Genomic DNA, 26184 nt, shown 5'->3' with positions numbered 1-26184 from the left:
TTTCGGCAATCTTCATGGAAGGAATCTCAGCTTCGACGTTCGGCGGTCAATGCGCCGTGAGCCGGCCGTCAAAGAAATGTGAATCGTCGCCTCGCCGGGCTTTTTTCCGTGCAAACGGTTTTTCTTGATGCTTAGCCTGCTACCATTTGTCACATGATGTTGCAGACGTGGCGCTCCTTTACCGGGACAGACACCCGTCACCGCGACGCAATATTCCTCGAGCTGCTCGCAGAAGCGGCTGACTTCTATGCCTGATGAGGTACCCCATGTCTGATCAAGATCGAGACAACCCGCGGCGTGAGTTCTTGCGCAAATCCCTGACCCTGATTCCGGTGGTCACCCTTGCCGGTACCGGCCTGGGCAGCAGCGTGCTGCAAGCCGCCCCTGAAAGTGCGCCAGCGCCTGCCGCGCCGAAACCTCTCCTTGCCACCGCAGGCGATTATCAGCCGAGCTTTTTCACCGCTGAAGAATGGGCATTCATCAACGCCGCCGTCGCGCAGTTGATCCCCAACGATGCGCAAGGCCCCGGCGCGCTCGAAGCCGGTGTGCCGGAATACATCGACCGCCAGATGAACACCCCGTACGCCGCCGGTGCCCTGTGGTACATGCAAGGCCCGTTCAATGCCGACGCTGCGCCGGAGATGGGCTGGCAGAGCAAACTGGTGCCCAAAGACATCTATCGCCTCGGCATCGCCGCCACGGATCAGTGGGTAAAAGGTCTCAGCGGTAAAACATTTGCCGAGCAAGACAGCGCTACCCGAGACGATTTGCTCAGGCAACTTGAAGCCGGCAAGCCGCAGTTCGCTGCGGTGCCAGCGAAGATCTTCTTCAATCTGCTGCTGCAAAACACCAAGGAAGGTTTCTTCTGCGACCCGATCCACGGTGGCAACAAAGGCATGGTCGGCTGGACCATGATCGGTTTCCCCGGCGCCCGCGCCGATTTCATGGATTGGGTGGAACGCAACGAGCAATACCCCTTCCCGGCAGTGTCGATTCGCGGCGAGAGGGCGTAAGCATGGCAACGGTAATGAAGAAGGTTGATGCAGTCATCGTCGGTTTTGGCTGGACCGGCGCGATCATGGCCAAGGAACTCACCGAGGCGGGTCTCAACGTGCTGGCGCTGGAGCGCGGGCCGATGCAGGACACTTACCCCGACGGCAACTATCCGCAGGTGATCGACGAACTCACCTACAGCGTGCGGAAAAAGCTCTTTCAGGACATCTCCAAAGAGACGGTGACCATTCGCCACAGCGTCAACGACATCGCCCTGCCCAACCGCCAACTGGGCGCGTTCCTGCCGGGTAATGGCGTCGGCGGCGCCGGGCTGCATTGGTCTGGCGTGCACTTTCGTGTCGACCCGATCGAATTGCGTATGCGCAGCCATTACGAAGAACGCTATGGCAAGAGCTTCATCCCCAAGGACATGACCATCCAGGATTTCGGCGTCAGCTATGAAGAGCTGGAACCGTTTTTCGACTTCGCGGAAAAAGTCTTCGGCACCTCCGGCCAGGCCTGGACGGTGAAAGGCCAATTGGTCGGTCAGGGCAAGGGCGGCAACCCATACGCGCCGGATCGCTCCAACCCGTTCCCGCTTCAAGCGCAGAAGAACACCGTATCCGCACAACTGTTCGGCAAAGCGGCTACAGAAGTCGGTTACAAACCCTACAACCTGCCTTCGGCCAATACTTCGGGGCCGTACACCAATCCCTACGGCGCCCAGATGGGTCCGTGCAACTTTTGCGGTTTCTGCAGCGGCTACGTCTGCTACATGTATTCCAAGGCCTCACCGAACGTGAACATTCTGCCGGCGCTCAAGCCCCTGCCGAATTTCGAACTGCGCCCCAACTCCCATGTGCTGCGGGTCAATCTCGACAGCACGAAAAGCAAAGCCACCGGCGTCACTTATATCGACGGCCAGGGCCGCGAGATCGAGCAGCCGGCGGATCTGGTGATCCTCGGCGCATTCCAGTTGCACAACGTGCGTCTGATGCTGCTTTCCGGGATCGGCAAACCGTACGACCCGATCAGCGGCGAAGGCGTGGTCGGACGTAACTTCGCCTACCAGAACATGGCCACCATCAAGGCGTTCTTCGACAAGGACACCCACACCAACAACTTCATCGGCGCCGGCGGCAACGGCGTGGCGGTGGACGATTTCAACGCCGACAACTTCGACCACGGCCCGCACGGCTTCGTCGGCGGCTCGCCGATGTGGGTCAACCAGGCCGGCAGCCGACCGATTGCCGGCACCTCGAACCCGCCCGGCACACCGGCCTGGGGCAGCGCGTGGAAACGCGCCACCGCCGATTACTACACCCACCAAGTGTCAATGGACGCCCACGGCGCGCATCAGTCCTACCGTGGCAACTACCTCGATCTCGATCCGGTGTACCGCGATGCCTACGGCCTGCCGCTGCTGCGCATGACCTTCGACTGGCAGGAAAACGACATCAAGATGAACCGCTTCATGGTCGAGAAGATGGGCAAGATCGCCCAAGCCATGGGCCCGAAAGCCATTTCAGTGATCGGCAAGCAAGTCGGCGACCACTTCAACACCGCCTCGTACCAGACCACCCACCTCAACGGTGGCGCGATCATGGGCACCGATCCGAAGACCAGCGCGCTGAACCGCTATTTGCAGAGCTGGGACGTGCATAACGTGTTCGTCCCGGGCGCCTCGGCGTTCCCGCAGGGCCTGGGTTATAACCCGACCGGTCTGGTGGCGGCGCTGACCTACTGGTCGGCGAAAGCGATCCGCGAGCAATATCTGAAAAACCCCGGCCCGCTGGTTCAGGCTTAAGGAGCGATGACCATGAAAAATTTCGTTATCGCCACCCTCGCCCTGCTCGGCAGCATGGCAGTCTATGCGGCCAACGTTGATCAAAATCTGATCAAGCACGGCGAATACCTGGCCCGCGCCGGCGACTGCGTGGCCTGCCACACGGCCAAGGGCGGCAAGCCGTTCGCCGGCGGCCTACCGATGGAAACGCCGATCGGCACGATCTACTCGACCAATATCACCCCGGATAAGACCGGCCTTGGCGATTACAGCTTCGAAGACTTCGATCAGGCCGTGCGTCATGGTGTGGCCAAAAACGGCAGCACGCTTTACCCGGCGATGCCGTATCCGTCCTACGCGCGGGTCAACCAGGCCGACATGCAGGCGCTGTATGCGTATTTCATGCATGGCGTCGAACCGGTGGCGCAGGCGAACAAGGCCAGCGATATCCCGTGGCCGTTGAGCATGCGCTGGCCGCTGATGGGCTGGCGCTGGCTGTTCGCGCCGAAGGTCGAGGATTACCAGACCACGTCGGACGATCCGGTGATTGATCGCGGCGCGTATCTGGTTGAAGGCCTCGGCCACTGCGGCGCCTGTCACACCCCGCGCGCGCTGACCATGCAGGAAAAATCCCTGAGCGCAGCGGACGGCAGCGAATTCCTCGCCGGCAGCGCACCGCTGGAAGGCTGGATCGCCAAGAGCCTGCGCGGCGATCACAAGGATGGCCTCGGCAGCTGGAGCGAAGAGCAATTGGTGCAGTTCCTCAAGACCGGGCGCAGTGATCGCAGTGCGGTGTTCGGCGGCATGAGTGATGTGGTGACCCACAGCATGCAGTACATGAGCGACGCCGACCTCACCGCGATTGCCCGCTATCTCAAATCGCTACCGGCCAATGATCCGGCGGATCAGCCGCATCAGTACGACGAGAAAGTTGCCAAAGAGCTGTGGAACGGTGATGACAGCCAACGCGGCGCGTCGGTGTACATCGACAACTGCGCGGCCTGCCACCGCACCGACGGCCATGGCTACACCCGCGTGTTCCCGGCGCTGGCGGGCAATCCAGTGCTGCAAACGGACGATCCGACCTCGCTGATTCATATCGTGCTCAAGGGCGGAACCTTGCCGGCCACGCACACCGCGCCGTCGACCTTCACCATGCCCGGTTTCGCCTGGCGCCTGTCGGATCAGGAAGTCGCGGATGTGGTGAGCTTCATTCGGGGCAGCTGGGGTAACCAGGGCGCGCCGGTCAGTGCCAAAGACGTTGCGCATCTGCGCAGCGAAGATATGCAAAACACCTCCGGAGATGATCTCGGCCAGGTTACCCAACATCAATAAAAACAAGCCCCCTGTATGATGTAAGCATGCAGGGGGCTTTTATTAATTTATTTGTGGCAATTACTTCTGCTTACGGGTTAATGATGGCCACATAAGCTTTGGCCAGTGCGATCAACTTTGCCTTGTCATCGCTATCAATATCGCCGTCGCCATCGACATCTTTCTTGTCAGTGCGAATGGTGAACGTTTTGCCCTTGTCAGCCGATACCGCCACAACGTAAATCGAATCGACCAGTGCTTCGGTCGACAGCTGCTGCTCTGCATTCCAGCCCAGCTCCTTGCGTGCCAGTTGCAGCGAAACAATAGTGTTGGAGTCGGTGATGCTCGGCTGCATCATTTGCAGAAAAACACCGCGTTGATTCAAATAAGACATTCAATCAAATCCTTTTAATTAGTTGCCCGGAGTCTGTCGCCGGGAGTTCCAGAGCCTATATAGGGGACCTGAGTTCAGCAATTAGGCATCTGTATCCTGACTTGTCGTGACCTGATTAAAATTGGTCAGTGAAACGCTGTGCGGTATCACTATTGGCAAAGCATCGCTGAACGGTACTGGATCACAGCGCGCGCCCTCGGATACTGTATGCATATACAGAAGCGAGGCTCGTTCGATGATCATCCAAGTTCCGCCCCGCGGTCGCGGCACCGCAACCAACCCGCACAACCGCTTTGCGCCGAGCCGTTCGGTGGCCGAGGACGATGGCTGGTATCAGGAAGTACCGCCGACGCAAAACACCGAAGTGATCATCGAAAAGGCCAAATCGATCATCAGCCGCAACACCTCGCCGGATCTGCCCTTCGACCGTTCGCTCAATCCCTATCGCGGCTGCGAACACGGCTGCATCTATTGCTACGCACGACCCAGCCACGCCTACTGGGACATGTCGCCGGGCCTTGACTTCGAAACCCGGCTGATCGCCAAGACCAATGCCGCCCAGGTCCTGGAAGAACAGCTGAGCAAACCCGGCTATCAATGTGCGCCGATCAATCTGGGCTCCAACACCGACCCGTATCAGCCGATCGAGCGCGAATACACAATCACCCGACAGACGCTGGAAGTGCTGCTGCGCTATCGCCATCCGGTCACCATCGTCACCAAAGGCTCGCTGATTCTGCGCGATCTCGATTTGCTCACCGAACTGGCGCAGCAACGGCTGGTGTCGGTGATGATCAGCCTGACCACCCTGGACGACGAACTCAAACGCATCCTCGAACCGCGCGCCGCTGCACCCAAGGCACGCCTGCGCGCGATCCGGGTGATGCGCGAAGCAGGCATTCCGGTCGGCGTGCTGTGTTCGCCGATGATTCCGATGATCAATGACAGCGAAATCGAAAGCCTGCTTTCCGAGGCCTACGCTGCCGGTGCGCAAAGCGCTGCCTACATGATGCTGCGCCTGCCGCTGGAAGTCGCGCCCCTGTTCGAGGAGTGGTTGCAGGCGCACTATCCTCAGCGTGCCGCCCATGTGCTGAGCCTGATCCGCCAGAGTCGCGGCGGCGAACTCTACGACAGCCGTTTCGGCGCGCGGATGCGTGGTGAGGGGCCGTTTGCCGACCTGCTCGCACAAAGATTTGCCAAGGCCATCAAAAAGCTTGGTCTGAACAAACGCGAGGGCTATAACCTCGACTGCACGTCCTTCTGTCCGCCGGGTCGCCAGATGTCGTTGATTTAGCGACAATTGGCTTTGGGTTGACGGGTTGGAATCCTTCCGCCGAAACACGCCGGTCACGTTTTTTGTGACCTGGAACACACGTTCTAGAGCGTTTGATTCAGTTTCAGTTAAGTTTCGGCGGCTACCTTGTTCATCGAGTGACTGACGGGTCGGGATGACCCGGATGGTTTAAACAGCCACTGGCTTCATACCGGAATACCGGGGAAGACTCCCTGAATCCGCACAAGAGGATGAATCATGAGTGACAAGGATAAACAGTCGTTGGCTGCCTCGGCGCAAACCCCTGAAGCGGAATCCGCCGATGCAGCACTGCGACAGATCGTTGATGGCTTTTTACGCTTTCATCATGACGTTTTTCCGCAGCAGGAAGAACTGTTCAAGAAGCTCGCCACCGCCCAGGCGCCCAAGGCGATGTTCATCACCTGTGCCGACTCGCGCATCGTTCCCGAGCTGATTACCCAGAGCTCGCCGGGCGATCTGTTCGTCACCCGTAACGTCGGCAACGTGGTGCCGCCCTACGGTCAGATGAACGGCGGCGTCTCCACCGCGATCGAGTACGCGGTACTGGCGCTGGGCGTGCAACACATCATCATTTGCGGCCACTCCGATTGCGGCGCCATGCGTGCGGTACTCAACCCCGACAGCCTGGAAAAAATGCCCACGGTCAAAGCCTGGCTGCGCCACGCTGAAGTCGCAAAAACCATGGTGCACGACAACTGCAACTGCACCGACGAAAAAGAAAGCATGCCGATCCTCACCGAGGAAAACGTCATCGCCCAGCTGCAGCACTTGCGTACCCATCCTTCGGTAGCCTCGCGCATGGCGAACGGTCATCTGTTCATCCATGGCTGGGTCTACAACATCGAAACCAGCGAAATCAAAGCTTACGACGCGGACCAGGGTCGTTTCCTGCCTCTCGACGGCAGCCATCCGATTCCTGTGGCGACGCCCAAAGCGCGCTTCTAAATCTTCCCAACAATCTGTGTGGTATGACGCCGGCCGCTGATTCAGCGGCCCGGCCTCGCCACGCCTGAAGAAAACTTCGGGAGAATCGCCATGCGTGCGGCTCAATTGAAAGCTGTGTTGCCACGGGAGCTGCTCGCTTCCGTGGTTGTGTTTCTGGTCGCCCTGCCACTGTGCATGGGCATCGCGATTGCGTCAGGGCTGCCGCCGGCCAAGGGTCTGATCACCGGTATCATCGGTGGTCTGGTGGTCGGTTGGCTGGCGGGTTCGCCGTTGCAGGTCAGCGGACCGGCGGCGGGGCTGGCGGTGTTGGTGTTCGAACTGGTGCGCCAGCATGGCATGGAGATGCTCGGGCCGATTCTGCTACTTGCCGGTTTTCTGCAACTGGTCGCCGGGCGCCTGAAGCTTGGCTGCTGGTTCCGGGTCACGGCGCCAGCGGTGGTGTACGGCATGCTCGCGGGCATTGGCGTGTTGATCGTGCTCTCGCAAATCCATGTAATGCTCGATGCCAAGCCGCAGCCTTCCGGGCTCGACAACCTCACGGCGTTCCCCTCGGCCGTAGCGCAAGCCTTGCCGTCGTTCGGCTGGCAGGCGGGTCTGCTCGGCTTGTCGACGATTGCGGTGATGTGGCTCTGGGAAAAATTCCGCCCGCATTCGCTGCGCTTCATTCCCGGCGCATTGCTCGGTGTGGGCCTGGCGACGGTGGCGAGCCTGATGCTGGCGTTGCAGGTCAAACGCGTTGAGGTACCGGCAAATCTGGCCGAGGCGATCGATTGGCTCAAACCTGCCGACCTGATGAGCCTGGCCGACCCGACACTGCTGATTGCCGCGTTTGCCGTGGCGTTTATCGCCAGCGCCGAAACCCTGTTGTCCGCCGCAGCGGTGGACCGCATGCACAGCGGTGTGCGTTCGGATTTCGACCGAGAGCTGTCGGCGCAAGGTGTCGGCAACATGCTCTGCGGCCTGGTCGGCGCGCTGCCGATGACTGGGGTGATCGTGCGTAGTTCGGCCAACGTTCAGGCCGGTGCGACCACGCGTTACTCGACGATTTTCCATGGTCTGTGGCTGCTGGCATTCGTGCTGTTGCTGTCGAGCGTGCTGCAAAGCATTCCGGTGGCGAGTCTGGCGGGTGTGCTGGTGTATACCGGTTTCAAACTGGTCGACTTGAAAGCTTTCCGTGGTCTGGGTCGATACGGGCGGATGCCGATGTTCACCTACGCTGCGACGGCGCTGGCGATCATCTTCACTGACCTGCTCACCGGTGTGCTGATCGGCTTCGGGCTGACCATGTTGAAGCTGGCGTTCAAGGCTTCGCGCCTGAAGATCAGCCTGATCGACCTGCCGCAGGACGGTGAGATGGAATTGCGCCTGGTCGGCGCGGCGACGTTCCTCAAAGTGCCGGCGCTGACCCAGGTGCTGGGCAGCATTCCTCACGGCACGACGGTGCATGTGCCGCTGAATAACCTGAGCTACATCGACCATTCCTGTCTCGAGTTGCTTGAGGAATGGGGCCGGGCGAATGCAGCGAACGGGTCGAAGCTGCTGATCGAATCGCGTGGGTTGAAGCGCAGGCTGGAAGGCCGGGTGCGGACCAATACCGGGATTGGTGCGGCGGGTTAGAAGTCGACCTCAAAACGCAAACCCTGTGGGAGCGAGCCTGCTCGCGAAAACGGAACATCAGCCAACAGAGATGTTGAATGATCGACCGCATTCGCGAGCAGGCTCGCTCCCACACTGGATTTATGACACAAGAAAATCAGGCAGCAGGCTGATCCAGCTCAAGCCCCACACCCAAGCGGCGGCTCATGCACGGCCAGCGTTTCCACGCCGCGCCGGTGTCCGGGCTGCTGAGTTTTTCGCGGTAGGCTTCTACCGATTCCAGGGCAAAACTCTCGTCGTTGAGCATCTCGTCGATCGCGTGATGCACCGCTTCGTCCAGTTGGTTGGCGAATGCCTCACCGATCAGTTGGTGAGCAATCAGGTTGGCGACCGTCATGTCCAAGGGGATCAATGGCTGGCCGAAATGCTTGATGTACAGGTCGTTGACCTCTTCGACAAAACGGTGCGCCAGATAGGCCTCGTCGAGCAGGCTGTCCAGGCCGACGTGTCCGGCCATGATCGCCGGCGGCTGGAGGAAATACTGCTCGGCGATTTTCAGTACCGGTTTGATCTGCGATTCGATACCCGCTTCCCTGGCGACTTCATTGGCTGCATCCAGCAGGTCAGGTACTTCATCAATGTAGGCGGCGACAAAACGTGTCAGCACACCATTGGCGTCGGCTTCCGGCAACTGGATCGCCGGGTGCAGGTGAGGCAGCTTGCTTTCCAGCTGACGGGTCAGCAGGCCGGTGTCTTTTTCGTGCTGTTGGGCTTTTTGGATCTGCTCGCGCAATGCGGCGGTGTTCATGAAAACTCCAGGAAACAAGGCAATGAAATAGGGAAGACATAACTTAGCTGGCTTACGAAAAACGCTAAGACGCATTTGTCATAATTATTTCATCCTTGATGCAGCTGCGTTATATCCATTTGCCACCACTCGTCTGCATCCTTCTCCATTCGGGCACTTGAACGCAAGCGGCGGTTGTTTCAGCTCATTTACGTGCGCCAGTTGCATTTCCCGGACGCTGTCTATACTCGCCAATGAATGGAGTTAGCTGATGACGCCCGACTGCACCCGCAGCAAGGCCCGGCGATTCAAGTTCGTAGTCTGATGCAGCCGCTCCCTTGCCGCAGGCGATACGCCGGCGGGATAACAAGAACGATAAGGGGAACCCGCAATGATGCGACATCCACATGTCTGGATGGGCCTCCTGTTGTGGTCGATTTTCAGCCAGGCCAATGCAGCCTGGACTGTGAATATGGCGCCTGGAGCGACTGAAATCAGTCACGCAGTATTCGACCTGCACATGACCATTTTCTGGATCTGTGTGGTGATTGGGATCATCGTCTTCGGCGCCATGCTCTGGTCGATGATGGTGCATCGCCGCTCCACCGGCCAGGTCGCCGCGAAATTCCACGAAAGCACCGGCGTCGAGATCATGTGGACCATCGTGCCGCTGCTGATCCTCGTGGCCATGGCCGTTCCCGCCACCGCAACGCTGATCAAGATGTACGACACCAGCGAGCCGGACATCGATATCCAGATCACCGGTTATCAGTGGAAGTGGCATTACAAATACCTGGGCCAGGACGTCGAGTTCTTCAGCAACCTGGCCACCCCCGCCGAGCAGATTCACAACAAGCAAGCCAAGGGCGAGCATTACCTGCTCGAAGTCGACAAGCCATTGGTGCTGCCGATCGGCGCCAAGGTGCGCTTTCTGGTGACCTCGGCTGATGTCATTCACTCTTGGTGGGTGCCGGCGTTTGCGGTCAAGCGCGATGCGATCCCCGGATTCGTCAACGAAGCCTGGACGCGCATCGACAAGCCCGGTCTCTACCGTGGCCAGTGCGCCGAATTGTGCGGCAAGGATCACGGTTTCATGCCGATCGTGGTCGAGGTCAAGGAACAGGCCGACTACGAAAAATGGCTCGCCGAGCGCAAGGCCGAGGCCGCGCAACTTAAAGAACTGACCAGCAAAGAATGGACCCTCGACGAACTCAAGGAGCGCGGCGACAAGGTTTACCACACCACTTGCGTGGCCTGTCACCAGGCCGAAGGCCAGGGCCTGCCGCCGATGTTCCCGGCGCTCAAGGGCTCGAAAATCGCCACCGGGCCGATCAAGGATCACCTGAGCATCGTCTACCACGGCAAACCCGGCACCGCCATGGCGGCGTTCGGCAAGCAGCTGTCGGAAGTCGATATCGCAGCGGTCGTGACTTACGAACGTAACGCCTGGGGCAACAACAAGGGCGACATGGTCACGCCAAAAGAAGTGCTGGAGCTGAAACAGGCGGAAAGCAAATGAGCCGGTCAATTGCGTATTCAGTGAACCGGTCGGGGCAGCGCGCCCTGGCCTGCCCCGTCCACTTTCGTAAAGGAGACCGGCCATGAGCGCTGTCATCGATGACCACGGTCACGCCGACCACGCCCACGGCCCCGCCAAAGGCCTGATGCGCTGGGTGCTGACCACCAACCACAAGGACATCGGCACGCTGTACCTGTGGTTTGCCTTCTGCATGTTCCTGCTCGGCGGCTCGTTCGCCATGGTCATTCGCGCCGAGCTGTTCCAGCCCGGCCTGCAGATCGTCCAGCCGGAATTCTTCAACCAGATGACCACCATGCACGGTCTGGTCATGGTGTTCGGCGCGGTGATGCCGGCGTTCGTCGGTCTCGCCAACTGGATGATTCCGCTGATGGTCGGCGCGCCGGACATGGCCCTGCCCCGGATGAACAACTTCAGTTTCTGGCTGTTGCCGGCAGCGTTTCTGCTGCTGGTCTCGACCCTGTTCACGCCCGGTGGCGGACCGAATTTCGGCTGGACCTTTTATGCGCCGCTATCGACGACCTACGCACCGGAAAGCGTGACGTTCTTTATCTTCGCCATCCACTTGATGGGCATCAGTTCGATCATGGGCGCGATCAACGTGGTCGCGACCATCCTCAACCTGCGCGCGCCCGGCATGACCCTGATGAAAATGCCGCTGTTCGTCTGGACCTGGCTGATCACCGCGTTTCTGCTGATCGCAGTGATGCCGGTGCTCGCCGGCTGCGTGACGATGATGCTCATGGACATCCACTTCGGCACCAGTTTCTTCAGTGCTGCCGGCGGCGGTGACCCGGTGCTGTTCCAGCATGTGTTCTGGTTCTTCGGCCACCCCGAGGTGTACATCATGATCCTGCCGGCGTTCGGCGCGGTCAGCCAGATCATCCCGACCTTCGCGCGCAAACCGCTGTTCGGCTACACCTCGATGGTCTACGCCACGGCGAGCATCGCGTTCCTGTCGTTCATTGTCTGGGCGCACCACATGTTCGTGGTCGGCATTCCGCTGGTGGGCGAGCTGTTCTTCATGTACGCGACCATGCTGATCGCCGTGCCGACGGGTGTGAAAGTGTTCAACTGGGCGAGCACCATGTGGCAAGGCTCGATGACCTTCGAGACGCCGATGCTGTTTGCCGTGGCGTTCGTCATCCTGTTCTCCATTGGCGGTTTCTCCGGGCTGATGCTGGCGATCGCCCCGGCGGACTTCCAGTATCAGGACACCTACTTTGTCGTTGCGCATTTCCACTATGTGCTGGTGCCGGGGGCGATCTTCGGCATCTTCGCCTCGGCCTATTACTGGCTGCCGAAATGGACCGGGCACATGTACGACGAAACCCTCGGCAAGCTGCATTTCTGGCTGTCGTTCGTCGGCATGAACCTGACCTTCTTCCCGATGCACTTCGTCGGTCTTGCAGGGATGCCACGGCGGATTCCGGACTACAACCTGCAGTTCGCCGACTTCAACATGGTCTCGTCGATCGGCGCATTCATGTTCGGCGCCACGCAGATCTTCTTCCTGTTCATCGTCATCAAGACCATCCGTGGCGGCGCACCGGCCCCGGCGAAACCGTGGGATGGCGCCGAAGGCCTGGAGTGGAGCGTGCCGTCGCCGGCGCCGTATCACACCTTTACCACGCCGCCGGAAGTGAAATGAACACCTTCAGCCTTGTGAAAATCTCTGTGGGAGCTGGCTTGCCAGCGATGGCTGCCTGCCTGACACACCGCGGGGGTGCCATCGCTGGCAAGCCAGCTCCCACAGGTTTCTCGGCAGAGGTCAAACACCATGGCTGACTCGATCTCGCTGAAGAAACTCGTCACCCGTCTGCTGCTGGTGGTGGTGGCGATGTTCGTCTTCGGTTTCGCCCTGGTGCCGATCTACGACGTGATGTGCAAAGCCTTCGGCATCAACGGCAAGACCGGCGGCCAGTATGCAGGCGAGCAAGTGGTCGACACCTCGCGCCAGGTGCGCGTGCAGTTTCTCTCGACCAACACCGCCGACATGCCGTGGGACTTTTACCCGAAACACGACGAGCTGACCGCCAACCCCGGCGCGGTGAACGAGATGGTCTTCATCGCGCGCAATCCCACCGACAAACCGATGAGTGCGCAAGCGGTGCCGAGCATCGCGCCGAGCAACGCGGCGGCGTTTTTCCACAAGACCGAATGCTTTTGCTTTACCCAGCAGGTGCTGCAACCCGGTGAACAGATCGAAATGCCGGTGCGTTTCATCGTTGACCGTGACATGCCCAAGGAAGTGAAGCACCTGACGCTGTCCTACACGCTGTTCGATATCACCGCCCGACATCCGCCGGTGGCTGTTAACACTGGCGGTTGAGCGTGCCCGATAAGGAGAACAATAAATGGCAACTCATGAGCATTATTACGTCCCGGCCCAGAGCAAATGGCCGATCATCGCTACGCTCGGGATGTTCGTCACCGTGTACGGCCTGGCCACCTGGTTCAACGATCTCAAGGCCGCGCGCCCGGAATCCCACGGCCCGCTGATCTTTTTCGTCGGCGGCCTGCTGCTGGCGTACATGCTGTTCGGCTGGTTCGGTGCGGTGATCAAGGAAAGTCGCGCGGGGTTGTACAGTCCGCAACTGGATCGCTCGTTCCGCTGGGGCATGAGCTGGTTCATCTTTTCCGAAGTGATGTTCTTCGTCGCTTTCTTCGGCGCGCTGTTCTACGTGCGCCACGTGTCCGGGCCGGCGCTGGGCGGCGAGGGGCCGAAAGGCATCGCGCACATGCTCTGGCCGAATTTCGAATTCGTCTGGCCGTTGCTGCACACACCAGACCCGAAACTGTTCCCGCCACCCAAAGAAGTCATCAGCCCGTGGGGCCTGCCGCTGATCAATACGATCCTGCTGGTCAGCTCCAGCGTGACCATCACCATCGCCCACCATGCGCTGAAGAAAGGCCATCGCGGCGCGCTGAAACTGTGGCTGGCGATCACCGTGCTATTGGGCGTCGCGTTCCTCGGTTTCCAGGCCGAGGAGTACATCCACGCCTATAAAGAGCTGGGGCTGACCCTCGGTTCGGGCATCTACGGTGCGACGTTCTTCATGCTCACCGGCTTCCACGGCGCCCACGTGACCATCGGCACGATCATCCTGTTCGTGATGCTGATGCGGATCATGAAGGGCCACTTCGACAACGAGCACCAGTTCGGTTTCGAAGCGGCGAGCTGGTACTGGCACTTTGTCGATGTGGTGTGGATCGGCTTGTTCTTCTTCGTCTATGTGCTCTGAAAACAGCTGCAAGTGGCGAGCTGCAAGCTTCAAGTCAAAGCGGGATGGCCTCTAACTTGTAGCTTGCCGCTCGCGTCTACCACGGCGCATGGGACACCAACTGGCCGCTGTAGAAACCCCAGGCCATCAGGCCGACGGTGATTACGGCCAGTGCCACCCGAACACTCAAGGCGATGACCAGCCGATGGGAGCTGCTGTCGTCCTTGACCAGGAAAAACAGGCCGCTGAACAGGCTGATGACCGTGGCAATCAGCATCAGGACGATCGCTGCTTTGAACATGGCAAGACTCCGGGGGACAGGCGATGCACTTGAGTATAGCGATCGCGATGACTGACTTTATGGCGCGCCCATGAAGCGCTTTCGCCCGGGCGTGATCCCCACCTTAGTGGTCGGCCTGTTGCTGCCGCTGATGGTTGCGCTGGGCTTCTGGCAACTGGGCCGGGGCGCGGAGAAAACCGCGCTGCTGGCCAGTTACGCCGAACGTCGCGTGGCCGAACCGATGGCCAGCAGTGAACTGCTCGCCAGCGCCGACCCGGCTTACCGCCGCGTGCGCCTGCACGGCCAGTTCGACCCTGCCCACACGCTACTGCTGGACAACCGCCAGCGTGGCGGCAAGGTCGGCGTCGAGTTGCTGCAACCGTTTCAGGATCAGCGCAGCGGCCTGTGGCTGCTGGTCAATCGCGGCTGGCTGCCTTGGCCCGACCGGCGCGTGCCGCCGCAATTCACTACACCGGCCGAGACACTGACGCTCGATGCCTGGGTCTACGTCGCCCCCGGCGCGACGTTCCAGTTGCACGCCGATCCGGTCAGCCATGTCTGGCCGCAAACCATCACCGCCGTCGAGCCGGACAAGTTGTGGCAAACCCTGGAGCGCGACGGTTTCGCCTTTGAGCTGCGCGCCGAACCCGGCCCGGCCAGCTATCAGACCGATTGGCCGGTAGTCGCGATGGGCCCGGAAAAACACCTCGGCTACGCCGTGCAATGGTTCGCCATGGCCACGGCCCTGCTCGGTCTTTACTTCTATTTCGGCTGGCACCACGCAAAGGAGAAACGCCATGGGAAGCGCCATGAATCCACCCAGCATGTCTGAGGCCAAACCCGTTCCCAGCCGCCGGCGTGGGCGCATTCAGTTGCTGCTGATTGTGCTTGGCGTGGTCGGGCCGATGCTGCTCGCCACCGGCATGTACAAATTACAGTTCTGGGTGCCGGAAGGACGCAGCTATCACGGCGAGCTGATCGGCAACGGCCAGACCCGCGCCGACCTCGGCGTGCAGGCCGATGAGCAGCGCTGGCAGATTCTGGTCACGGCGCCGAAGGATTGCGCAGTCGATTGCCAGCAACTGGTTTATCTGGCGCGGCAGATCCAGATCAGCCTCGGCCGCGAAGCCGGACGTGCCAGCCATGCCCTCGCCGCCGCGCAACCGTTGGGCGCCGACTACGCCGCCAAGCTCGACCGTGAATATCCGCAATTGCAGCGTTACCCACTGGATGCCGGAGTGTTTGCCAGGACCACCGGCGACAAAGCCGTGCCGCAGCTGTGGATCGTCGACCCGCACGGCAATCTGGTGCTGCGCTACGAGCCCAATGTGAAGGGCAAGGATCTGCTTAACGACCTGCGGCATCTGCTGAAACTGTCGAACATCGGATAAGGGCATCGTCATGGCCAAACCTGGATTTCGCCTCGCGCTGTTTGCCACCCTGCTGGCACTGATTGTGGTGCTGCTCGGCGCCTATACGCGCCTGACCCACGCCGGCCTCGGCTGCCCCGACTGGCCGGGCTGTTACGGGTTTATCAGCGTGCCGAAAAGCGAGGCGCAACTGGCCCATGCCGAGCTGCATTTCCCTGACGCGCCGGTGGAGGCGCACAAGGGCTGGAACGAGATGATCCACCGCTACTTCGCCGGCACTCTGGGTCTGCTGATTTCAGTATTGGCCGGGCGCGCCTGGGTCAACCGGCGCCATCCGGGCCAACCGGTGAAACTGCCGCTGTTTCTGCTGGCGGTGGTCATCGCTCAGGCAGCGTTCGGCATGTGGACGGTGACACTCAAGCTCTGGCCGCAAGTGGTTACCGGGCATTTGCTCGGCGGCTTCGCCACGCTGAGTCTGCTGTTTCTGCTGACGCTGAGGTTGTCCGGCGTGCTGCCGGCGCTGACGGTACCGAAGCGCCTGCAATACTGGGCGACGGCCGGGCTGCTGCTGGTGATCGGCCAGATCGCCTTGGGCGGCTGGGTCAGCTCCAACTATGCAGCGGTGGCCTGCATCGACTTCCCCACCTGCCATGGCCAATGGCTGCCGCCGGCGGACTTCGCCAATGGCTTTCACCTGACTCAGCACATCGGCCCGAATTATCTCGGCGGACAACTCGACAGCGATGCGCGCACGGCGATTCACCTGACTCACCGCATCGGCGCTTTGCTGGTGACGGTCGTGCTGCTCGGTCTGGCGTGGCAGTTGAAAGCCGTGGGCATGACCCGTTTGGCCGGATTGCTGCTGATCGCCCTCGCCGCGCAGATCACCCTCGGCATCAGCAACGTGCTGTTTCATCTGCCGCTGCCGGTGGCCGTCGCCCACAACGCTGGCGGCGCGGCGTTGTTGCTGACCCTGGTGCTGGTCAATTATCACGCGCGCACCAGTCTGCTGCGGGTGAGCCAACCGGTGCTGGCGCGCTGGCGCTTCAGTGCACCCAAACCTGCCGTCGCGCCCATTGCATTGAAAGGAGAAACGCCATGGCGAGTCTGATCGGCGAACGTCCAGCGCAGGCGCTGTGGCGCGATTATCTGGAGCTGACCAAACCGAAAGTCGTGGTGCTGATGCTGATCACCTCGCTGGTCGGCATGTTCCTCGCCACCCGCGCGGGCGTGCCATGGACGGTGCTGGTGTTCGGCAATCTGGGCATTGCCTTGTGTGCAGGCGGCGCGGCAGCGGTCAATCATGTGGTCGACCGGCGCATCGATGCGGTGATGGCGCGTACGCACAAACGGCCGCTGGCCGAAGGCCGGGTTTCACCTGCGGCGGCGCTGACCTTCGCCTTGGTGCTGGCATTGCTCGGCCAGGCGCTGCTGCTGACCTTCACCAATCAGCTGACCGCTTGGCTGACTCTCGCTTCACTGCTCGGTTACGCCGTGATCTACACCGGTTTTCTCAAGCGCGCGACGCCGCAGAACATCGTCATCGGCGGCCTCGCTGGCGCCGCGCCACCGCTGCTTGGCTGGACCGCCGCCACCGGCCATGTCAGCGCCGAACCGCTGTTGCTGGTGCTGATCATCTTCGCCTGGACCCCGCCACATTTCTGGGCGCTGGCGATTCATCGCAAAGAGGAATACGCCAAGGCCGACATTCCGATGCTGCCGGTGACCCATGGCGAGCACTACACAAAAGTGCACATTCTGCTGTACACCTTCGCGCTGCTGGCGGTGAGTCTGCTGCCGTACGTGATTCACATGAGCGGCGTGCTGTATCTGGTCTGCGCGCTGGCATTGGGCGCGCGGTTTCTGCAATGGGCCGTGGTGCTGTACCGTGGCACTCGGCCGCACGCGGCGATCAACACCTTCAAGTACTCTATCTGGTACCTGTTCCTGTTGTTCATCGCCCTGCTCGTAGACCACTACTTACTGTTGAACCTATGACCCGAACCCAGAAAACCGTCTTCATCCTCGTTGCCGTGATCGCATTGATCCTCGGGCTTACCGTCAACAAAGTGCTGAGCGGCAAAGGCCAGGGCGACCCGACTGCGCTGATCGACGCCGGCATCATCCTGCTGCCGCAGAGCCGCAACCTGCCGGACGTGACCATGACCGATCAGGACGGCAAACCGGTGGCGATTGACGAGTTGAAAGGCAAGTGGAGTCTGTTGTTCTTCGGCTACACCTTCTGCCCGGACATCTGCCCGACCACCCTGGCGCAACTACGGCAGATCAAGAGCGAGCTGCCGAAAGAGGCGGTGGATAAATTGCAGATCGTGCTGGTCAGCGTCGACCCCAACCGCGATACGCCGAAGCAGTTGAAGCAGTACCTGGGCTATTTCGATCCCCAGTTCATTGGCCTGACGCCAACCTCGATCGAGGAGCTGCAGAAGGTCGCGAACGCGGTGAGCATTCCGTTCATTCCGGCCGATACCAGCAAGCCGAACTACACCGTGGATCACAGCGGCAATCTGGCCGTGATCGGCCCGGACGGCACGCAGCGCGGGTTTATTCGCGCGCCGTTGAACAATGCCAAATTGGTTGCGCAACTCCCGGTGATGCTTGAGCGCCAGTAGGAACACCACTGAACCATTGTGGGAGCGGGCTTGCTCGCGAATGCGGTGGGTCAGATAAAGACATGTTGGCTGACACACCGCATTCGCGAGCAAGCCCGCTCCCACACGGACGATATTCCAGGCACAAAAAAGGAGACGCCATTGGCGTCCCCTTTTTCATTGCAGCAACCGGAATCAGAACGCCGGCAACACCGCGCCTTTGTACTTCTCTGTAATGAACTGCTTCACTTCCGGGCTGTGCAGTGCAGCCGCGAGTTTCTTCATCGCGTCGCTGTCCTTGTTGTCCGCGCGGGACACGAGGATGTTCACGTATGGCGAGTCGTTGCCTTCGATCACCAGCGCATCCTTGGACGGATCAAGCTTGGCTTCCAGCGCGTAGTTGGTGTTGATCAGCGCCAGATCGACCTGGGTCAGCACACGCGGAATGGTCGCGGCTTCCAGTTCACGGAATTTCAGGTCTTTCGGATTCTGCGAGATGTCCTTGATGGTCGACAGGATATTGCTCGGGTCCTTCAAGGTGATCACGCCCGCCTTGGCCAGCAGCAACAGCGCACGGCCGCCGTTGGTGGCGTCGTTCGGGATGACTACGTTGGCGCCGCCGGGCAGGTCTTTCAGATCCTTGAGCTTGCTCGAGTAAGCGCCCAGCGGCTCGAGGTGCACGCCGGTCACGGCAACGAGGCTGGTGCCCTTGGCCTTGTTGAATTCATCGAGATACGGCTGGTGCTGGAAAAAGTTGGCGTCGAGGCGCTTTTCCGCGACCTGGACGTTCGGCTGAATGTAGTCGGTGAAGACCTTGACCTTCAGATCCACGCCTTCCTTGGCCAGGGCCGGTTTGACGAACTCGAGGATTTCCGCGTGCGGCACCGGGGTGGCGGCAACGGTCAGGGTCTCGGCGTGGGCCGAAAACGCCGCAACAGCGGCGAAAGCAGCGATCAGTTTTTTCATTCAGCTAACTCCTTTTCAGAGCGCCCGCCATATTGGCAAGCGCCTTTCTAGATGATCGAAACCAGTTATTTGCGCGAGAAATGCACGACCAGACGGTCGCCCACCATTTGCAGCACCTGTACCAGAATCAACAGCAGCACCACGGTGACGATCATCACGTCGGTCTGGAAACGCTGGTAGCCGAAACGGATCGCCAGGTCACCCAGACCACCAGCGCCGACCACACCGGCCATCGCCGTGTAGGACACCAGTGTAATCGCTGTCACCGTAATCGCTGCGAAGATGCCCGGGCGGGCTTCCGGCAGCAACGCGTTCATGATGATCTGCCGGGTGGTTGCGCCCATCGACTGAGTCGCTTCGATGATGCCGCGGTCGACTTCGCGCAGCGCAGTTTCCACCAGACGCGCAAAAAACGGCGTGGCGCCGACCACCAGCGGCGGGATCGCCCCGGCCACGCCCAGCGAGGTGCCGGTGATCAGCACGGTGAACGGGATCATCACGATCAGCAAAATGATGAATGGCAGCGAACGCAAAATGTTCACCACCAGCGACAGCACTGCGTAGACGCCACGGTTTTCCAGCAACTGACGCGGACTGCAGAGAAACAGCAGGACGCCCAGTGGCAGACCGAGCAGCACGGTGAACAACAGCGAACCGCCGAGCATCAGCATCGTGTCGCCAGTCGCCAACCAGATTTCGTACCAGTCGATATTGGCGAAGAAACTCATCAGGTCAGCCATTAGCGCAACACCTCCATGTGAACGTCAGCGGCGGTGAAGCGGGCGAACGCCGCCTCCATGTCGCCACCGGTGACAGCGAGGGTCAGTTGCCCGTACGGAATGTCTTTGATGCGGTCGATGCGCCCGGCAAGGATGCTGTAGTCGACGCCGGTTTCCCGGGCGACGGTGCCAAGCAGCGGCGCGTAGGTCGCTTCGCCCTGGAAGGTCAGACGCACGATACGCCCCGGCACGTGGGCGAAATCGTCACGCTGTTCGCTCTCGTCGATCTGCTCGCTTTCCTGGACGAAACGCTTGGTGGTCGGATGCTGCGGATGCAGGAACACATCGGCCACCGGCCCCTGCTCGACGATCACGCCGGCGTCCATCACCGCGACCTGATCGCAGACGCGCCGGATCACGTCCATCTCGTGGGTGATCAGGACGATGGTCAGTTTCAGTTCGCGATTGATTTCCGCCAGCAGTTGCAGAACCGATGCGGTGGTCTGCGGGTCGAGGGCGCTGGTGGCCTCGTCGCACAGCAGAATCTTCGGCTTGGTCGCCAGCGCACGGGCAATGCCGACGCGTTGCTTCTGACCGCCGGACAGTTGCGCCGGGTACTTTTTCGCGTGGTCGGACAGACCGACCCGCGCCAGCAGCTCGGCCACCCGTTGATTGATTTCACTGCTCGACAGCTCACCGGCCAGGGTCAGCGGCAAGGCAACGTTGTCGGCGACTGTCTTGGAGGCGAGCAGGTTGAAGTGCTGGAAGATCATCCCGACCTGCTGACGGAAACGGCGCAGGCCGTTGGCATCCAGTGCGGTGACTTCTTCGCCGTCGACGATGATCTTGCCGCCACTGCAATCTTCCAGGCGATTGATCAGACGCAGCAGGGTACTTTTGCCCGCACCGGAATGGCCAATCAGGCCGAACACCTGGCCGTTCTCGATGGCGAGACTGGTCGGGTGCAGCGCGGGAATATCCTTACCGGCGACGCGGTAAGTCTTGTGGACGTTTTGAAACTCGATCACGTAGCGAACCTTGTGGGGCGCGTTGGAAAAGGATCAGCGGTAAGCCGGGCGCGCATTTTAGCCTGTCCGTATAGAGGTTCTTAGCATTTATTTCGCAAATAACCTTCGATTTGGCAATAACGCGATCAAAGGTCAGATAAACGGAACGGCTGAAACGCTCATCAGTCACTAAGTAAGCGACTTGAAACCCTGGGTGCCGTGCCCGGGAATCACTCAAGGGTCTGCGGAAGGCATCCGGGGCCAAACGAGGAGTTTACGTCTGATGAGCATCAAAAAGCCTGCACCTGCTAAAAGCGAGATGGCCGGAACCGACACCCCGGATCGCGCCAACACCAACGCCAAGCTCGACAGCCTGGAAGACTTCCGCTCCGACGCCACCGGTCAGGCACTGCGCACCAATCAGGGCGTGAAGATCGCCGACAACCAGAACACCCTCAAAGCCGGGCCACGCGGGCCGTCGTTGCTGGAAGACTTCATCATGCGTGAAAAGATCACGCACTTTGACCATGAGCGGATTCCAGAGCGTATCGTCCATGCGCGTGGTACCGGCGCGCACGGTTTCTTTCAGACCTACGAGAACCATGCAGCGCTGACCAAGGCCGGTTTCCTACAGGATCCGGGCAAGAAGACCCCAGTATTCGTGCGTTTTTCCACGGTGCAGGGTCCACGGGGTTCCGGCGACACCGTGCGTGACGTGCGCGGCTTTGCGGTGAAGTTCTTCACCGACGAGGGCAACTTCGATCTGGTCGGCAACAACATGCCGGTGTTCTTCATTCAGGACGCAATCAAGTTTCCGGACTTCGTGCACGCGGTGAAACCCGAGCCGCATAACGAAATCCCAACCGGCGGCTCGGCGCACGACACGTTCTGGGACTTCGTCTCGTTGGTGCCGGAATCGGCGCACATGGTGATCTGGGCGATGTCCGACCGGGCCATCCCGAAAAGCCTGCGCAGCATGCAGGGCTTCGGTGTCCACACCTTCCGCCTGATCAACGCCGAGGGCAAATCACGTTTCGTCAAATTCCATTGGCGCCCTACCGCCGGCACCTGCTCGCTGGTGTGGGACGAGGCGCAGAAGCTCGCCGGTAAGGACACCGACTACCATCGTCGCGACCTGTGGGAAGCGATCGAGATGGGCGACTACCCCGAATGGGAACTGGGCGTACAGATCGTCGAAGAAGAGAATGAACACGACTTCGACTTCGACATCCTCGACCCGACCAAGATCATTCCCGAAGAAATCGTGCCGATCACGCCGCTGGGCAAAATGACCCTGAACCGCAACCCGGACAACTTCTTCGCCGAAACCGAGCAGGTCGCCTTCTGCCCCGGCCACATCGTCCCGGGCATCGATTTCTCCAACGACCCGCTGCTGCAAGGTCGGCTATTTTCCTACACCGACACGCAAATCAGCCGACTCGGCGGGCCGAACTTCCATGAGCTGCCGATCAACCGTCCGGTCGCGCCATTCCACAACGGCCAGCGCGATGCGCAGCACCGCACCACCATCGACAAGGGTCGTGCCTCTTACGAGCCGAACTCGATCGACGGCGGCTGGCCAAAGGAAACCCCGCCGGCGGCACAGGACGGTGGTTTCGAGAGCTATCCAGAGCGCATTGACGCGGCGAAGATCCGTCAGCGCAGCGAGTCGTTCAGTGATCACTTCTCCCAGGCCCGCTTGTTTTTCAACAGCATGAGCGAGCACGAGAAAGAGCACATCATCGCCGCCTACAGCTTTGAGTTGGGCAAGGTCGAGCGTGAGTTCATTCGTGCCCGTGAGGTGAACGAGATCCTCGCCAATATCGACCTGACCTTGGCCAAACGCGTAGCGGAAAACCTCGGTTTGCCGGCACCAGCCAAAGGTACGGTCGAAGTGCGCAAGACCTCGCTGGAGCAATCGCCAGCGCTGAGCCAGGCCAACCTGCTGCCGGGCAATATCAAGACGCGCAAAGTGGCAATCCTTGCCGCCAACGGCGTTGATGCTGCGGCCATCGATGCGATGAAGAAAGCCCTTGAAGCCGAAGGCGCCCACGCGAAACTGCTCGGCCCGACCTCGGCGCCAGTCAAGACAGCTGACGGCAAGGCGTTGCCAGTGGATGCGTCGATGGAAGGTATGCCTTCAATCGCGTTCGATGCGGTGTTCGTACCGGGTGGCGCGGCGTCGATTACCGCGTTGAGCGGTGACGGCGTGGCGCTGCATTATCTGCTGGAGGCCTACAAGCACCTGAAGGCGATCGCGCTGCACGGCGAGGCCAAGCAATTGCAGGACTTGCTGAAGCTCGACGCGGATGCGGGGCTGTTGCAGGGCGCGGATGTGGGTGCGTTGACCAAACCGTTCTTCGCCGCGATTGGCGAGCATCGGGTGTGGGCGCGGGAGCCTAAGGCCAAGGCGATTCCGGCTTAAGATCTTTATTGGCTGAGAGGACGCTTTCGCGAGCAGGCTCGCTCCCACAGGTACGCTGTTGCACCTGTGGGAGCGAGCCTGCTCCGGGCGGCGTTCCGACGAAGCTAGTTATGGCTTGCGCGGGCTTAAAACCATCTGCGCCGGCACTGTGCGCAAGATCTGCTTCTCGATCTGCAAATCAAAGTCAGGATCGAGCTTCTTGACTCGCTTGCTCAGCAACGTCGCCAGCCACGGATAATCCGCAGTGCGCGGGGCCTGGATGCTGACGGCGCAGTCGTAATTCACCACATCGGCGGCGATTGCATCGAGCTGTCGTTGCAGCTTGTGAATATCGCCGATGTTCAGCGCAACCGTGGTGCTTTCGGCGGTCGGGTCGATGACCTTGGCTTTCGGCCGTGCTTCAGCAGCCAGCAGCGCCGCTTCAGCCTTTTCCAGCTCGGCCTTGCGCGCTTCGGTAATCGCGCCGTTGACGCCGCCGGTCAGCGCCGGCGCCTTGGGCATCAAAGCACGGGCGCGGCTGAGCGCGGTGGCAGCGGCGTTGACATCGCCTTTCTGCAGGACGATCTGGCTGCGGCGCAGATACGCCTCGGCCAGCTGCCGCTGATATTGTTCAAGGGACTGATCGTTGGGGGTGTCGGCCTGCAACGCGGCCAACTGGTCTTCGGCGGTGGCCAGTTCGCTGCTGGCCAGGCTTTGCTCCAGCTGTGCGATGGCCGTAGCCCGCGCATCCGGGACTTCGGTCACCGGCGGCGTGCTTTGGCAGGCGCCCAGCAGCACGGAAAATGCGACAAGGAGCAGATAACGGGAGGCGAACGGCTTCATTCCTGCGACTCTCTAATTGCGCAAAAAGCGGCCAAGTCTACACCCCACGACGGGGCAGAACAAAACTCAACAGAAACAGCGCGGCTGCCGTCACCACGATAGACGGCCCCGCCGGGGTGTCCTTGAACCACGACAACGCCAGCCCGCCGCACACTGCGAGCATGCCCAGCAGGCTCGCGCCCAGCGCCATCTGCTCCGGCGAACGGGCGTGACGCTGTGCCGCAGCCGCCGGGATGATCAGCAGCGAAGTAATCAGCAGCACGCCGACAATTTTCATCGCCACCGCAATCACCACCGCGATCAACAGCATCAGCGCCAAGCGCAAACCCGCAACCGGCAAGCCTTCGACCCGCGCCAGTTCTTCGTGCACGGTGACCGCCAGCAGCGGCCGCCACAGCGTCACCAGCAACACCAGCACCGCTGCGGTGCCGCCGAGAATCCATGCCAGGTCGCTCGGACTGATAGCCAGCAAGTCGCCGAACAGATAGGCCATCAGGTCGATCCGCACTTCATGCATGAAGCTTAGTACCACCAGGCCGAGAGAGAGCGTGCTCGGCGCAAGAATTCCCAACAGCGTGTCGGACGCCAGCGGCTGGCGCTGTTGCAGCGTCACCAAGAGCACCGCCAGCAGCAGGCAACCGACCGTCACCGCCACCGTCGGGCTGACATCCAGCAAAAAGCCCAGTGCCACACCGAGCAGTGCGGCATGGGAAAGGGTGTCGCCGAAATAGGCCATGCGCCGCCACACCACAAACGAGCCGAGCGGTCCGGCCACCAGCGCCAGCGCCAGACCTGCAAGCAGGGCATACAAGAGAAAATCAGCCATGCTTGCAGCCGTCTCCATGAACGTGAGGTTGCCCGCTCAGCGGGCCTTTGACCACCGAACCGTGCAGGTCGTGGGCGTGGTCGTGATGGTGGTGATAGATCGCCAGGCTCGGCGCGTTCTTGCCGAACAGCTCGACGAATGCCGGGTCGCCGCTGACCTGCTCGGGATGCCCGGAGCAGCAGACGTGACGGTTGAGACAAACCACCTGATCGGTGGTGCTCATCACCAGATGCAAATCGTGGGAGACCATCAGCACGCCGCAACCGTGGCGGTCGCGCAGCCGGGTGATCAGGCTGTACAGCTCGGCCTGCCCGGCCACGTCGACGCCCTGCACCGGCTCGTCGAGCACCAGCAACTCAGGCTCGCGCAGCAGTGCCCGGGCCAGCAGCACGCGCTGCATTTCGCCGCCGGAAACGCTCTGCACCGGGCTGTCGATCACGTGTTCGGCGCCAACTTCCTTCAACGCGGCCAGCGCGCGCGGACGGTCGACACCGGGCACCAGGCGCAAGAAGCGCAGCACTGACAGCGGCAGCGTCGGATCGACATGCAGTTTCTGCGGCATGTAGCCGACGCGCAGCTTCGGCTTGCGCCAGACGCTGCCGCTGTTCGGCTTCAACAACCCGAGCACGGCGCGCACCAGCGTGGTCTTGCCGGCGCCGTTGGGGCCGATCAGGGTGACGATCTGCCCCGGCTCGACGCTCAGCTCGATGTTGTCCAGCACGGTCTGCCCGGCAAACGTGACGGCGACCTGTTCCAGACGGATCAGCGCATTGCTCATCAGGCCCCTGGCAACCGGCGCACAGGCCGACCACTTCGACCGTCTGCGCTTCGACAATGAAACCGACGTCTTTGGCGCTGTCGATAATCGCGTCGCTGATTACTTTTTGTTCAAGTTCGATCGCGGCGTGGCAGTCGCGGCAAATCAGGAACTGGCCCTGATGCGCGTGCTCGGGATGCACGCAGCCGACGAAGGCATTCAGCGAGGAGATGCGATGGACCAGGCCGTTTTCCAAAAGAAAATCCAGCGCGCGGTACACCGTTGGAGGCGCGGCGCGGCGGCCGTCCTGCTCGCTGAGCACCGCAAGGATGTCGTAGGCACCCAGCGGCTTGTGGCTTTGCCAGACCAGTTCCAGCACGCGGCGGCGCAGGGCAGTCAGACGCAGACCTTTTTGCGCGCACAAGGTATCGGCCTCGGACAAAGCGCTGTGCACGCAATGGGAGTGGTCGTGGGGACGGCTGGCAATCGGTGTAATAGGCATGAGCGGCGAC

25 protein-coding genes and 1 pseudogene are annotated in these 26184 nt (G+C 60.9%); 16 read left to right on the top strand and 10 right to left on the bottom strand.

Annotated elements, in window-relative coordinates; genetic code table 11:
* Nucleotides 1–266 precede the first annotated feature (266 nt).
* From ACZZZ4_RS09420 to ACZZZ4_RS09410, 3 genes are read left to right on the top strand one after another with little or no spacing between them, the layout of a single operon-like run.
* A complete protein-coding gene (locus tag ACZZZ4_RS09420) occupies nucleotides 267–1013 on the top strand; it encodes a gluconate 2-dehydrogenase subunit 3 family protein (RefSeq protein ID WP_039757101.1) in 747 nt (248 codons plus the stop codon).
* Between the two features lie 2 nt (nucleotides 1014–1015).
* On the top strand, nucleotides 1016–2800 hold the full coding sequence (locus tag ACZZZ4_RS09415) for a GMC family oxidoreductase (RefSeq protein ID WP_463547697.1): 1785 nt from the start codon (nucleotides 1016–1018) through the stop codon (nucleotides 2798–2800).
* 12 nt (nucleotides 2801–2812) lie between these two features.
* Nucleotides 2813–4114, top strand: a complete 1302-nt coding sequence (locus ACZZZ4_RS09410) for a c-type cytochrome (RefSeq protein ID WP_463547696.1) — start codon at nucleotides 2813–2815, stop codon at nucleotides 4112–4114.
* Nucleotides 4115–4184: 70 nt separating this feature from the next.
* On the opposite strand, the gene ACZZZ4_RS09405 is transcribed toward ACZZZ4_RS09410, so the two are convergent.
* Complete coding sequence (locus ACZZZ4_RS09405; protein ID WP_039757104.1) at nucleotides 4185–4487, bottom strand: hypothetical protein; 303 nt, start codon at nucleotides 4485–4487, stop codon at nucleotides 4185–4187.
* A gap of 235 nt (nucleotides 4488–4722) precedes the next feature.
* Between ACZZZ4_RS09405 and ACZZZ4_RS09400 the strand changes: the two genes are divergently transcribed.
* The 3 genes from ACZZZ4_RS09400 to ACZZZ4_RS09390 all read left to right on the top strand — a co-directional run bounded on the left by ACZZZ4_RS09400 (nucleotide 4723) and on the right by ACZZZ4_RS09390 (nucleotide 8364).
* On the top strand, nucleotides 4723–5781 hold the full coding sequence (locus ACZZZ4_RS09400; RefSeq protein WP_463547695.1) for a PA0069 family radical SAM protein: 1059 nt from the start codon (nucleotides 4723–4725) through the stop codon (nucleotides 5779–5781).
* Nucleotides 5782–6018: 237 nt separating this feature from the next.
* Nucleotides 6019–6747, top strand: coding sequence for a carbonic anhydrase (locus tag ACZZZ4_RS09395; RefSeq protein ID WP_039757106.1), 729 nt, complete (start codon nucleotides 6019–6021; stop codon nucleotides 6745–6747).
* Nucleotides 6748–6837: 90 nt separating this feature from the next.
* A complete protein-coding gene (locus ACZZZ4_RS09390) occupies nucleotides 6838–8364 on the top strand; it encodes a SulP family inorganic anion transporter (protein WP_463547694.1) in 1527 nt (508 codons plus the stop codon).
* A 136-nt stretch (nucleotides 8365–8500) separates the two neighbouring features.
* On the opposite strand, the gene ACZZZ4_RS09385 is transcribed toward ACZZZ4_RS09390, so the two are convergent.
* Nucleotides 8501–9151, bottom strand: a complete 651-nt coding sequence (locus ACZZZ4_RS09385; RefSeq protein ID WP_463547693.1) for a hypothetical protein — start codon at nucleotides 9149–9151, stop codon at nucleotides 8501–8503.
* A 370-nt stretch (nucleotides 9152–9521) separates the two neighbouring features.
* On the opposite strand from ACZZZ4_RS09385, the gene coxB reads away from it, so the two are divergent.
* The 4 genes from coxB to ACZZZ4_RS09365 all read left to right on the top strand — a co-directional run bounded on the left by coxB (nucleotide 9522) and on the right by ACZZZ4_RS09365 (nucleotide 13912).
* Complete coding sequence (coxB, locus tag ACZZZ4_RS09380) at nucleotides 9522–10649, top strand: cytochrome c oxidase subunit II (RefSeq protein ID WP_463547692.1); 1128 nt, start codon at nucleotides 9522–9524, stop codon at nucleotides 10647–10649.
* Nucleotides 10650–10731: 82 nt separating this feature from the next.
* A complete protein-coding gene (gene ctaD / locus ACZZZ4_RS09375; protein WP_016772327.1) occupies nucleotides 10732–12318 on the top strand; it encodes a cytochrome c oxidase subunit I in 1587 nt (528 codons plus the stop codon).
* A gap of 129 nt (nucleotides 12319–12447) precedes the next feature.
* A complete protein-coding gene (locus tag ACZZZ4_RS09370; protein WP_016772328.1) occupies nucleotides 12448–12999 on the top strand; it encodes a cytochrome c oxidase assembly protein in 552 nt (183 codons plus the stop codon).
* Nucleotides 13000–13024: 25 nt separating this feature from the next.
* Complete coding sequence (locus ACZZZ4_RS09365) at nucleotides 13025–13912, top strand: cytochrome c oxidase subunit 3 (RefSeq protein WP_129998069.1); 888 nt, start codon at nucleotides 13025–13027, stop codon at nucleotides 13910–13912.
* 76 nt (nucleotides 13913–13988) lie between these two features.
* Here ACZZZ4_RS09365 and ACZZZ4_RS09360 read toward each other — a convergent pair whose 3' ends face one another.
* Nucleotides 13989–14192, bottom strand: a complete 204-nt coding sequence (locus ACZZZ4_RS09360) for a twin transmembrane helix small protein (RefSeq protein WP_463547691.1) — start codon at nucleotides 14190–14192, stop codon at nucleotides 13989–13991.
* A 70-nt stretch (nucleotides 14193–14262) separates the two neighbouring features.
* Between ACZZZ4_RS09360 and ACZZZ4_RS09355 the strand changes: the two genes are divergently transcribed.
* Genes ACZZZ4_RS09355 through ACZZZ4_RS09335 form a run of 5 tightly spaced genes read left to right on the top strand, consistent with a single transcriptional unit; the run spans nucleotide 14263 to nucleotide 18171 of the window.
* Nucleotides 14263–15003, top strand: a complete 741-nt coding sequence (locus tag ACZZZ4_RS09355; protein WP_463547690.1) for an SURF1 family protein — start codon at nucleotides 14263–14265, stop codon at nucleotides 15001–15003.
* Nucleotides 14969–15562: a hypothetical protein gene (locus tag ACZZZ4_RS09350; protein ID WP_415760940.1), complete on the top strand. Its 594-nt coding sequence runs from the start codon at nucleotides 14969–14971 to the stop codon at nucleotides 15560–15562. Before ACZZZ4_RS09355 ends, ACZZZ4_RS09350 begins: the two co-directional genes overlap by 35 nt.
* A 10-nt stretch (nucleotides 15563–15572) precedes the next feature.
* A complete protein-coding gene (locus ACZZZ4_RS09345) occupies nucleotides 15573–16652 on the top strand; it encodes a COX15/CtaA family protein (RefSeq protein ID WP_310409622.1) in 1080 nt (359 codons plus the stop codon).
* Nucleotides 16640–17539 (top strand): heme o synthase, encoded by a 900-nt coding sequence (gene cyoE, locus ACZZZ4_RS09340; protein WP_463547689.1) that lies wholly within the window; start codon nucleotides 16640–16642, stop codon nucleotides 17537–17539. Before ACZZZ4_RS09345 ends, cyoE begins: the two co-directional genes overlap by 13 nt.
* A complete protein-coding gene (locus ACZZZ4_RS09335; protein ID WP_463547688.1) occupies nucleotides 17536–18171 on the top strand; it encodes an SCO family protein in 636 nt (211 codons plus the stop codon). Before cyoE ends, ACZZZ4_RS09335 begins: the two co-directional genes overlap by 4 nt.
* Nucleotides 18172–18345: 174 nt before the next feature.
* Here ACZZZ4_RS09335 and ACZZZ4_RS09330 read toward each other — a convergent pair whose 3' ends face one another.
* The 3 genes from ACZZZ4_RS09330 to ACZZZ4_RS09320 all read right to left on the bottom strand — a co-directional run bounded on the left by ACZZZ4_RS09330 (nucleotide 18346) and on the right by ACZZZ4_RS09320 (nucleotide 20863).
* Nucleotides 18346–19116, bottom strand: a complete 771-nt coding sequence (locus ACZZZ4_RS09330) for a MetQ/NlpA family ABC transporter substrate-binding protein (RefSeq protein WP_434767273.1) — start codon at nucleotides 19114–19116, stop codon at nucleotides 18346–18348.
* Nucleotides 19117–19181: 65 nt separating this feature from the next.
* The gene (locus ACZZZ4_RS09325) at nucleotides 19182–19856 is read right to left on the bottom strand and encodes a methionine ABC transporter permease (RefSeq protein ID WP_039757124.1); all 675 of its coding nucleotides are present in this window, start codon (nucleotides 19854–19856) and stop codon (nucleotides 19182–19184) included.
* Nucleotides 19856–20863 (bottom strand): methionine ABC transporter ATP-binding protein, encoded by a 1008-nt coding sequence (locus tag ACZZZ4_RS09320; protein ID WP_039757125.1) that lies wholly within the window; start codon nucleotides 20861–20863, stop codon nucleotides 19856–19858. Before ACZZZ4_RS09320 ends, ACZZZ4_RS09325 begins: the two co-directional genes overlap by 1 nt.
* A 262-nt stretch (nucleotides 20864–21125) precedes the next feature.
* On the opposite strand from ACZZZ4_RS09320, the gene katE reads away from it, so the two are divergent.
* Nucleotides 21126–23267, top strand: a complete 2142-nt coding sequence (katE, locus tag ACZZZ4_RS09315; protein WP_310402706.1) for a catalase HPII — start codon at nucleotides 21126–21128, stop codon at nucleotides 23265–23267.
* A gap of 108 nt (nucleotides 23268–23375) precedes the next feature.
* Here katE and ACZZZ4_RS09310 read toward each other — a convergent pair whose 3' ends face one another.
* The 4 genes and pseudogenes from ACZZZ4_RS09310 to ACZZZ4_RS09295 form a co-directional block, all read right to left on the bottom strand.
* Nucleotides 23376–24089, bottom strand: a complete 714-nt coding sequence (locus tag ACZZZ4_RS09310; RefSeq protein ID WP_039757129.1) for a PA5502 family lipoprotein — start codon at nucleotides 24087–24089, stop codon at nucleotides 23376–23378.
* Nucleotides 24090–24126: 37 nt separating this feature from the next.
* The gene (gene znuB, locus ACZZZ4_RS09305) at nucleotides 24127–24915 is read right to left on the bottom strand and encodes a zinc ABC transporter permease subunit ZnuB (RefSeq protein ID WP_016772340.1); all 789 of its coding nucleotides are present in this window, start codon (nucleotides 24913–24915) and stop codon (nucleotides 24127–24129) included.
* Nucleotides 24908–25693, bottom strand: coding sequence for a zinc ABC transporter ATP-binding protein ZnuC (gene znuC / locus ACZZZ4_RS09300; protein WP_039757132.1), 786 nt, complete (start codon nucleotides 25691–25693; stop codon nucleotides 24908–24910). Before znuC ends, znuB begins: the two co-directional genes overlap by 8 nt.
* A gap of 7 nt (nucleotides 25694–25700) precedes the next feature.
* Nucleotides 25701–26174: pseudogene (locus ACZZZ4_RS09295) on the bottom strand (Fur family transcriptional regulator); the annotation flags it as partial.
* Between the last annotated feature and the right edge of the window lie 10 nt (nucleotides 26175–26184).

It is taken from the genome of Pseudomonas sp. AC252 (assembly GCF_979258105.1).
The sequence above is the reverse complement of the archived record's forward strand: the minus strand, read 5'-3'. Positions and strand labels throughout refer to the sequence as shown.

Excerpts from the sequence above, each read along its gene's own strand:
- cyoE (WP_463547689.1), top strand. The coding sequence starts at position 16,640 with ATGGCGAGTCTGATCGGCGAACGTCCAGCGCAGGCGCTGTGGCGCGAT.
- ACZZZ4_RS09395 (WP_039757106.1), top strand. The coding sequence starts at position 6,019 with ATGAGTGACAAGGATAAACAGTCGTTGGCTGCCTCGGCGCAAACCCCT.
- coxB (WP_463547692.1), top strand. The coding sequence starts at position 9,522 with ATGATGCGACATCCACATGTCTGGATGGGCCTCCTGTTGTGGTCGATT.
- ctaD (WP_016772327.1), top strand. The coding sequence starts at position 10,732 with ATGAGCGCTGTCATCGATGACCACGGTCACGCCGACCACGCCCACGGC.
- ACZZZ4_RS09365 (WP_129998069.1), top strand. The coding sequence starts at position 13,025 with ATGGCAACTCATGAGCATTATTACGTCCCGGCCCAGAGCAAATGGCCG.
- ACZZZ4_RS09415 (WP_463547697.1), top strand. The coding sequence starts at position 1,016 with ATGGCAACGGTAATGAAGAAGGTTGATGCAGTCATCGTCGGTTTTGGC.
- ACZZZ4_RS09355 (WP_463547690.1), top strand. The coding sequence starts at position 14,263 with ATGAAGCGCTTTCGCCCGGGCGTGATCCCCACCTTAGTGGTCGGCCTG.
- katE (WP_310402706.1), top strand. The coding sequence starts at position 21,126 with ATGAGCATCAAAAAGCCTGCACCTGCTAAAAGCGAGATGGCCGGAACC.
- ACZZZ4_RS09385 (WP_463547693.1), bottom strand. The coding sequence starts at position 9,151 with ATGAACACCGCCGCATTGCGCGAGCAGATCCAAAAAGCCCAACAGCAC.
- ACZZZ4_RS09370 (WP_016772328.1), top strand. The coding sequence starts at position 12,448 with ATGGCTGACTCGATCTCGCTGAAGAAACTCGTCACCCGTCTGCTGCTG.
- ACZZZ4_RS09400 (WP_463547695.1), top strand. The coding sequence starts at position 4,723 with ATGATCATCCAAGTTCCGCCCCGCGGTCGCGGCACCGCAACCAACCCG.
- ACZZZ4_RS09405 (WP_039757104.1), bottom strand. The coding sequence starts at position 4,487 with ATGTCTTATTTGAATCAACGCGGTGTTTTTCTGCAAATGATGCAGCCG.
- ACZZZ4_RS09410 (WP_463547696.1), top strand. The coding sequence starts at position 2,813 with ATGAAAAATTTCGTTATCGCCACCCTCGCCCTGCTCGGCAGCATGGCA.
- ACZZZ4_RS09350 (WP_415760940.1), top strand. The coding sequence starts at position 14,969 with ATGGGAAGCGCCATGAATCCACCCAGCATGTCTGAGGCCAAACCCGTT.
- ACZZZ4_RS09390 (WP_463547694.1), top strand. The coding sequence starts at position 6,838 with ATGCGTGCGGCTCAATTGAAAGCTGTGTTGCCACGGGAGCTGCTCGCT.
- znuB (WP_016772340.1), bottom strand. The coding sequence starts at position 24,915 with ATGGCTGATTTTCTCTTGTATGCCCTGCTTGCAGGTCTGGCGCTGGCG.
- ACZZZ4_RS09310 (WP_039757129.1), bottom strand. The coding sequence starts at position 24,089 with ATGAAGCCGTTCGCCTCCCGTTATCTGCTCCTTGTCGCATTTTCCGTG.
- ACZZZ4_RS09330 (WP_434767273.1), bottom strand. The coding sequence starts at position 19,116 with ATGAAAAAACTGATCGCTGCTTTCGCCGCTGTTGCGGCGTTTTCGGCC.
- znuC (WP_039757132.1), bottom strand. The coding sequence starts at position 25,693 with ATGAGCAATGCGCTGATCCGTCTGGAACAGGTCGCCGTCACGTTTGCC.
- ACZZZ4_RS09420 (WP_039757101.1), top strand. The coding sequence starts at position 267 with ATGTCTGATCAAGATCGAGACAACCCGCGGCGTGAGTTCTTGCGCAAA.
- ACZZZ4_RS09345 (WP_310409622.1), top strand. The coding sequence starts at position 15,573 with ATGGCCAAACCTGGATTTCGCCTCGCGCTGTTTGCCACCCTGCTGGCA.
- ACZZZ4_RS09335 (WP_463547688.1), top strand. The coding sequence starts at position 17,536 with ATGACCCGAACCCAGAAAACCGTCTTCATCCTCGTTGCCGTGATCGCA.
- ACZZZ4_RS09360 (WP_463547691.1), bottom strand. The coding sequence starts at position 14,192 with ATGTTCAAAGCAGCGATCGTCCTGATGCTGATTGCCACGGTCATCAGC.
- ACZZZ4_RS09325 (WP_039757124.1), bottom strand. The coding sequence starts at position 19,856 with ATGGCTGACCTGATGAGTTTCTTCGCCAATATCGACTGGTACGAAATC.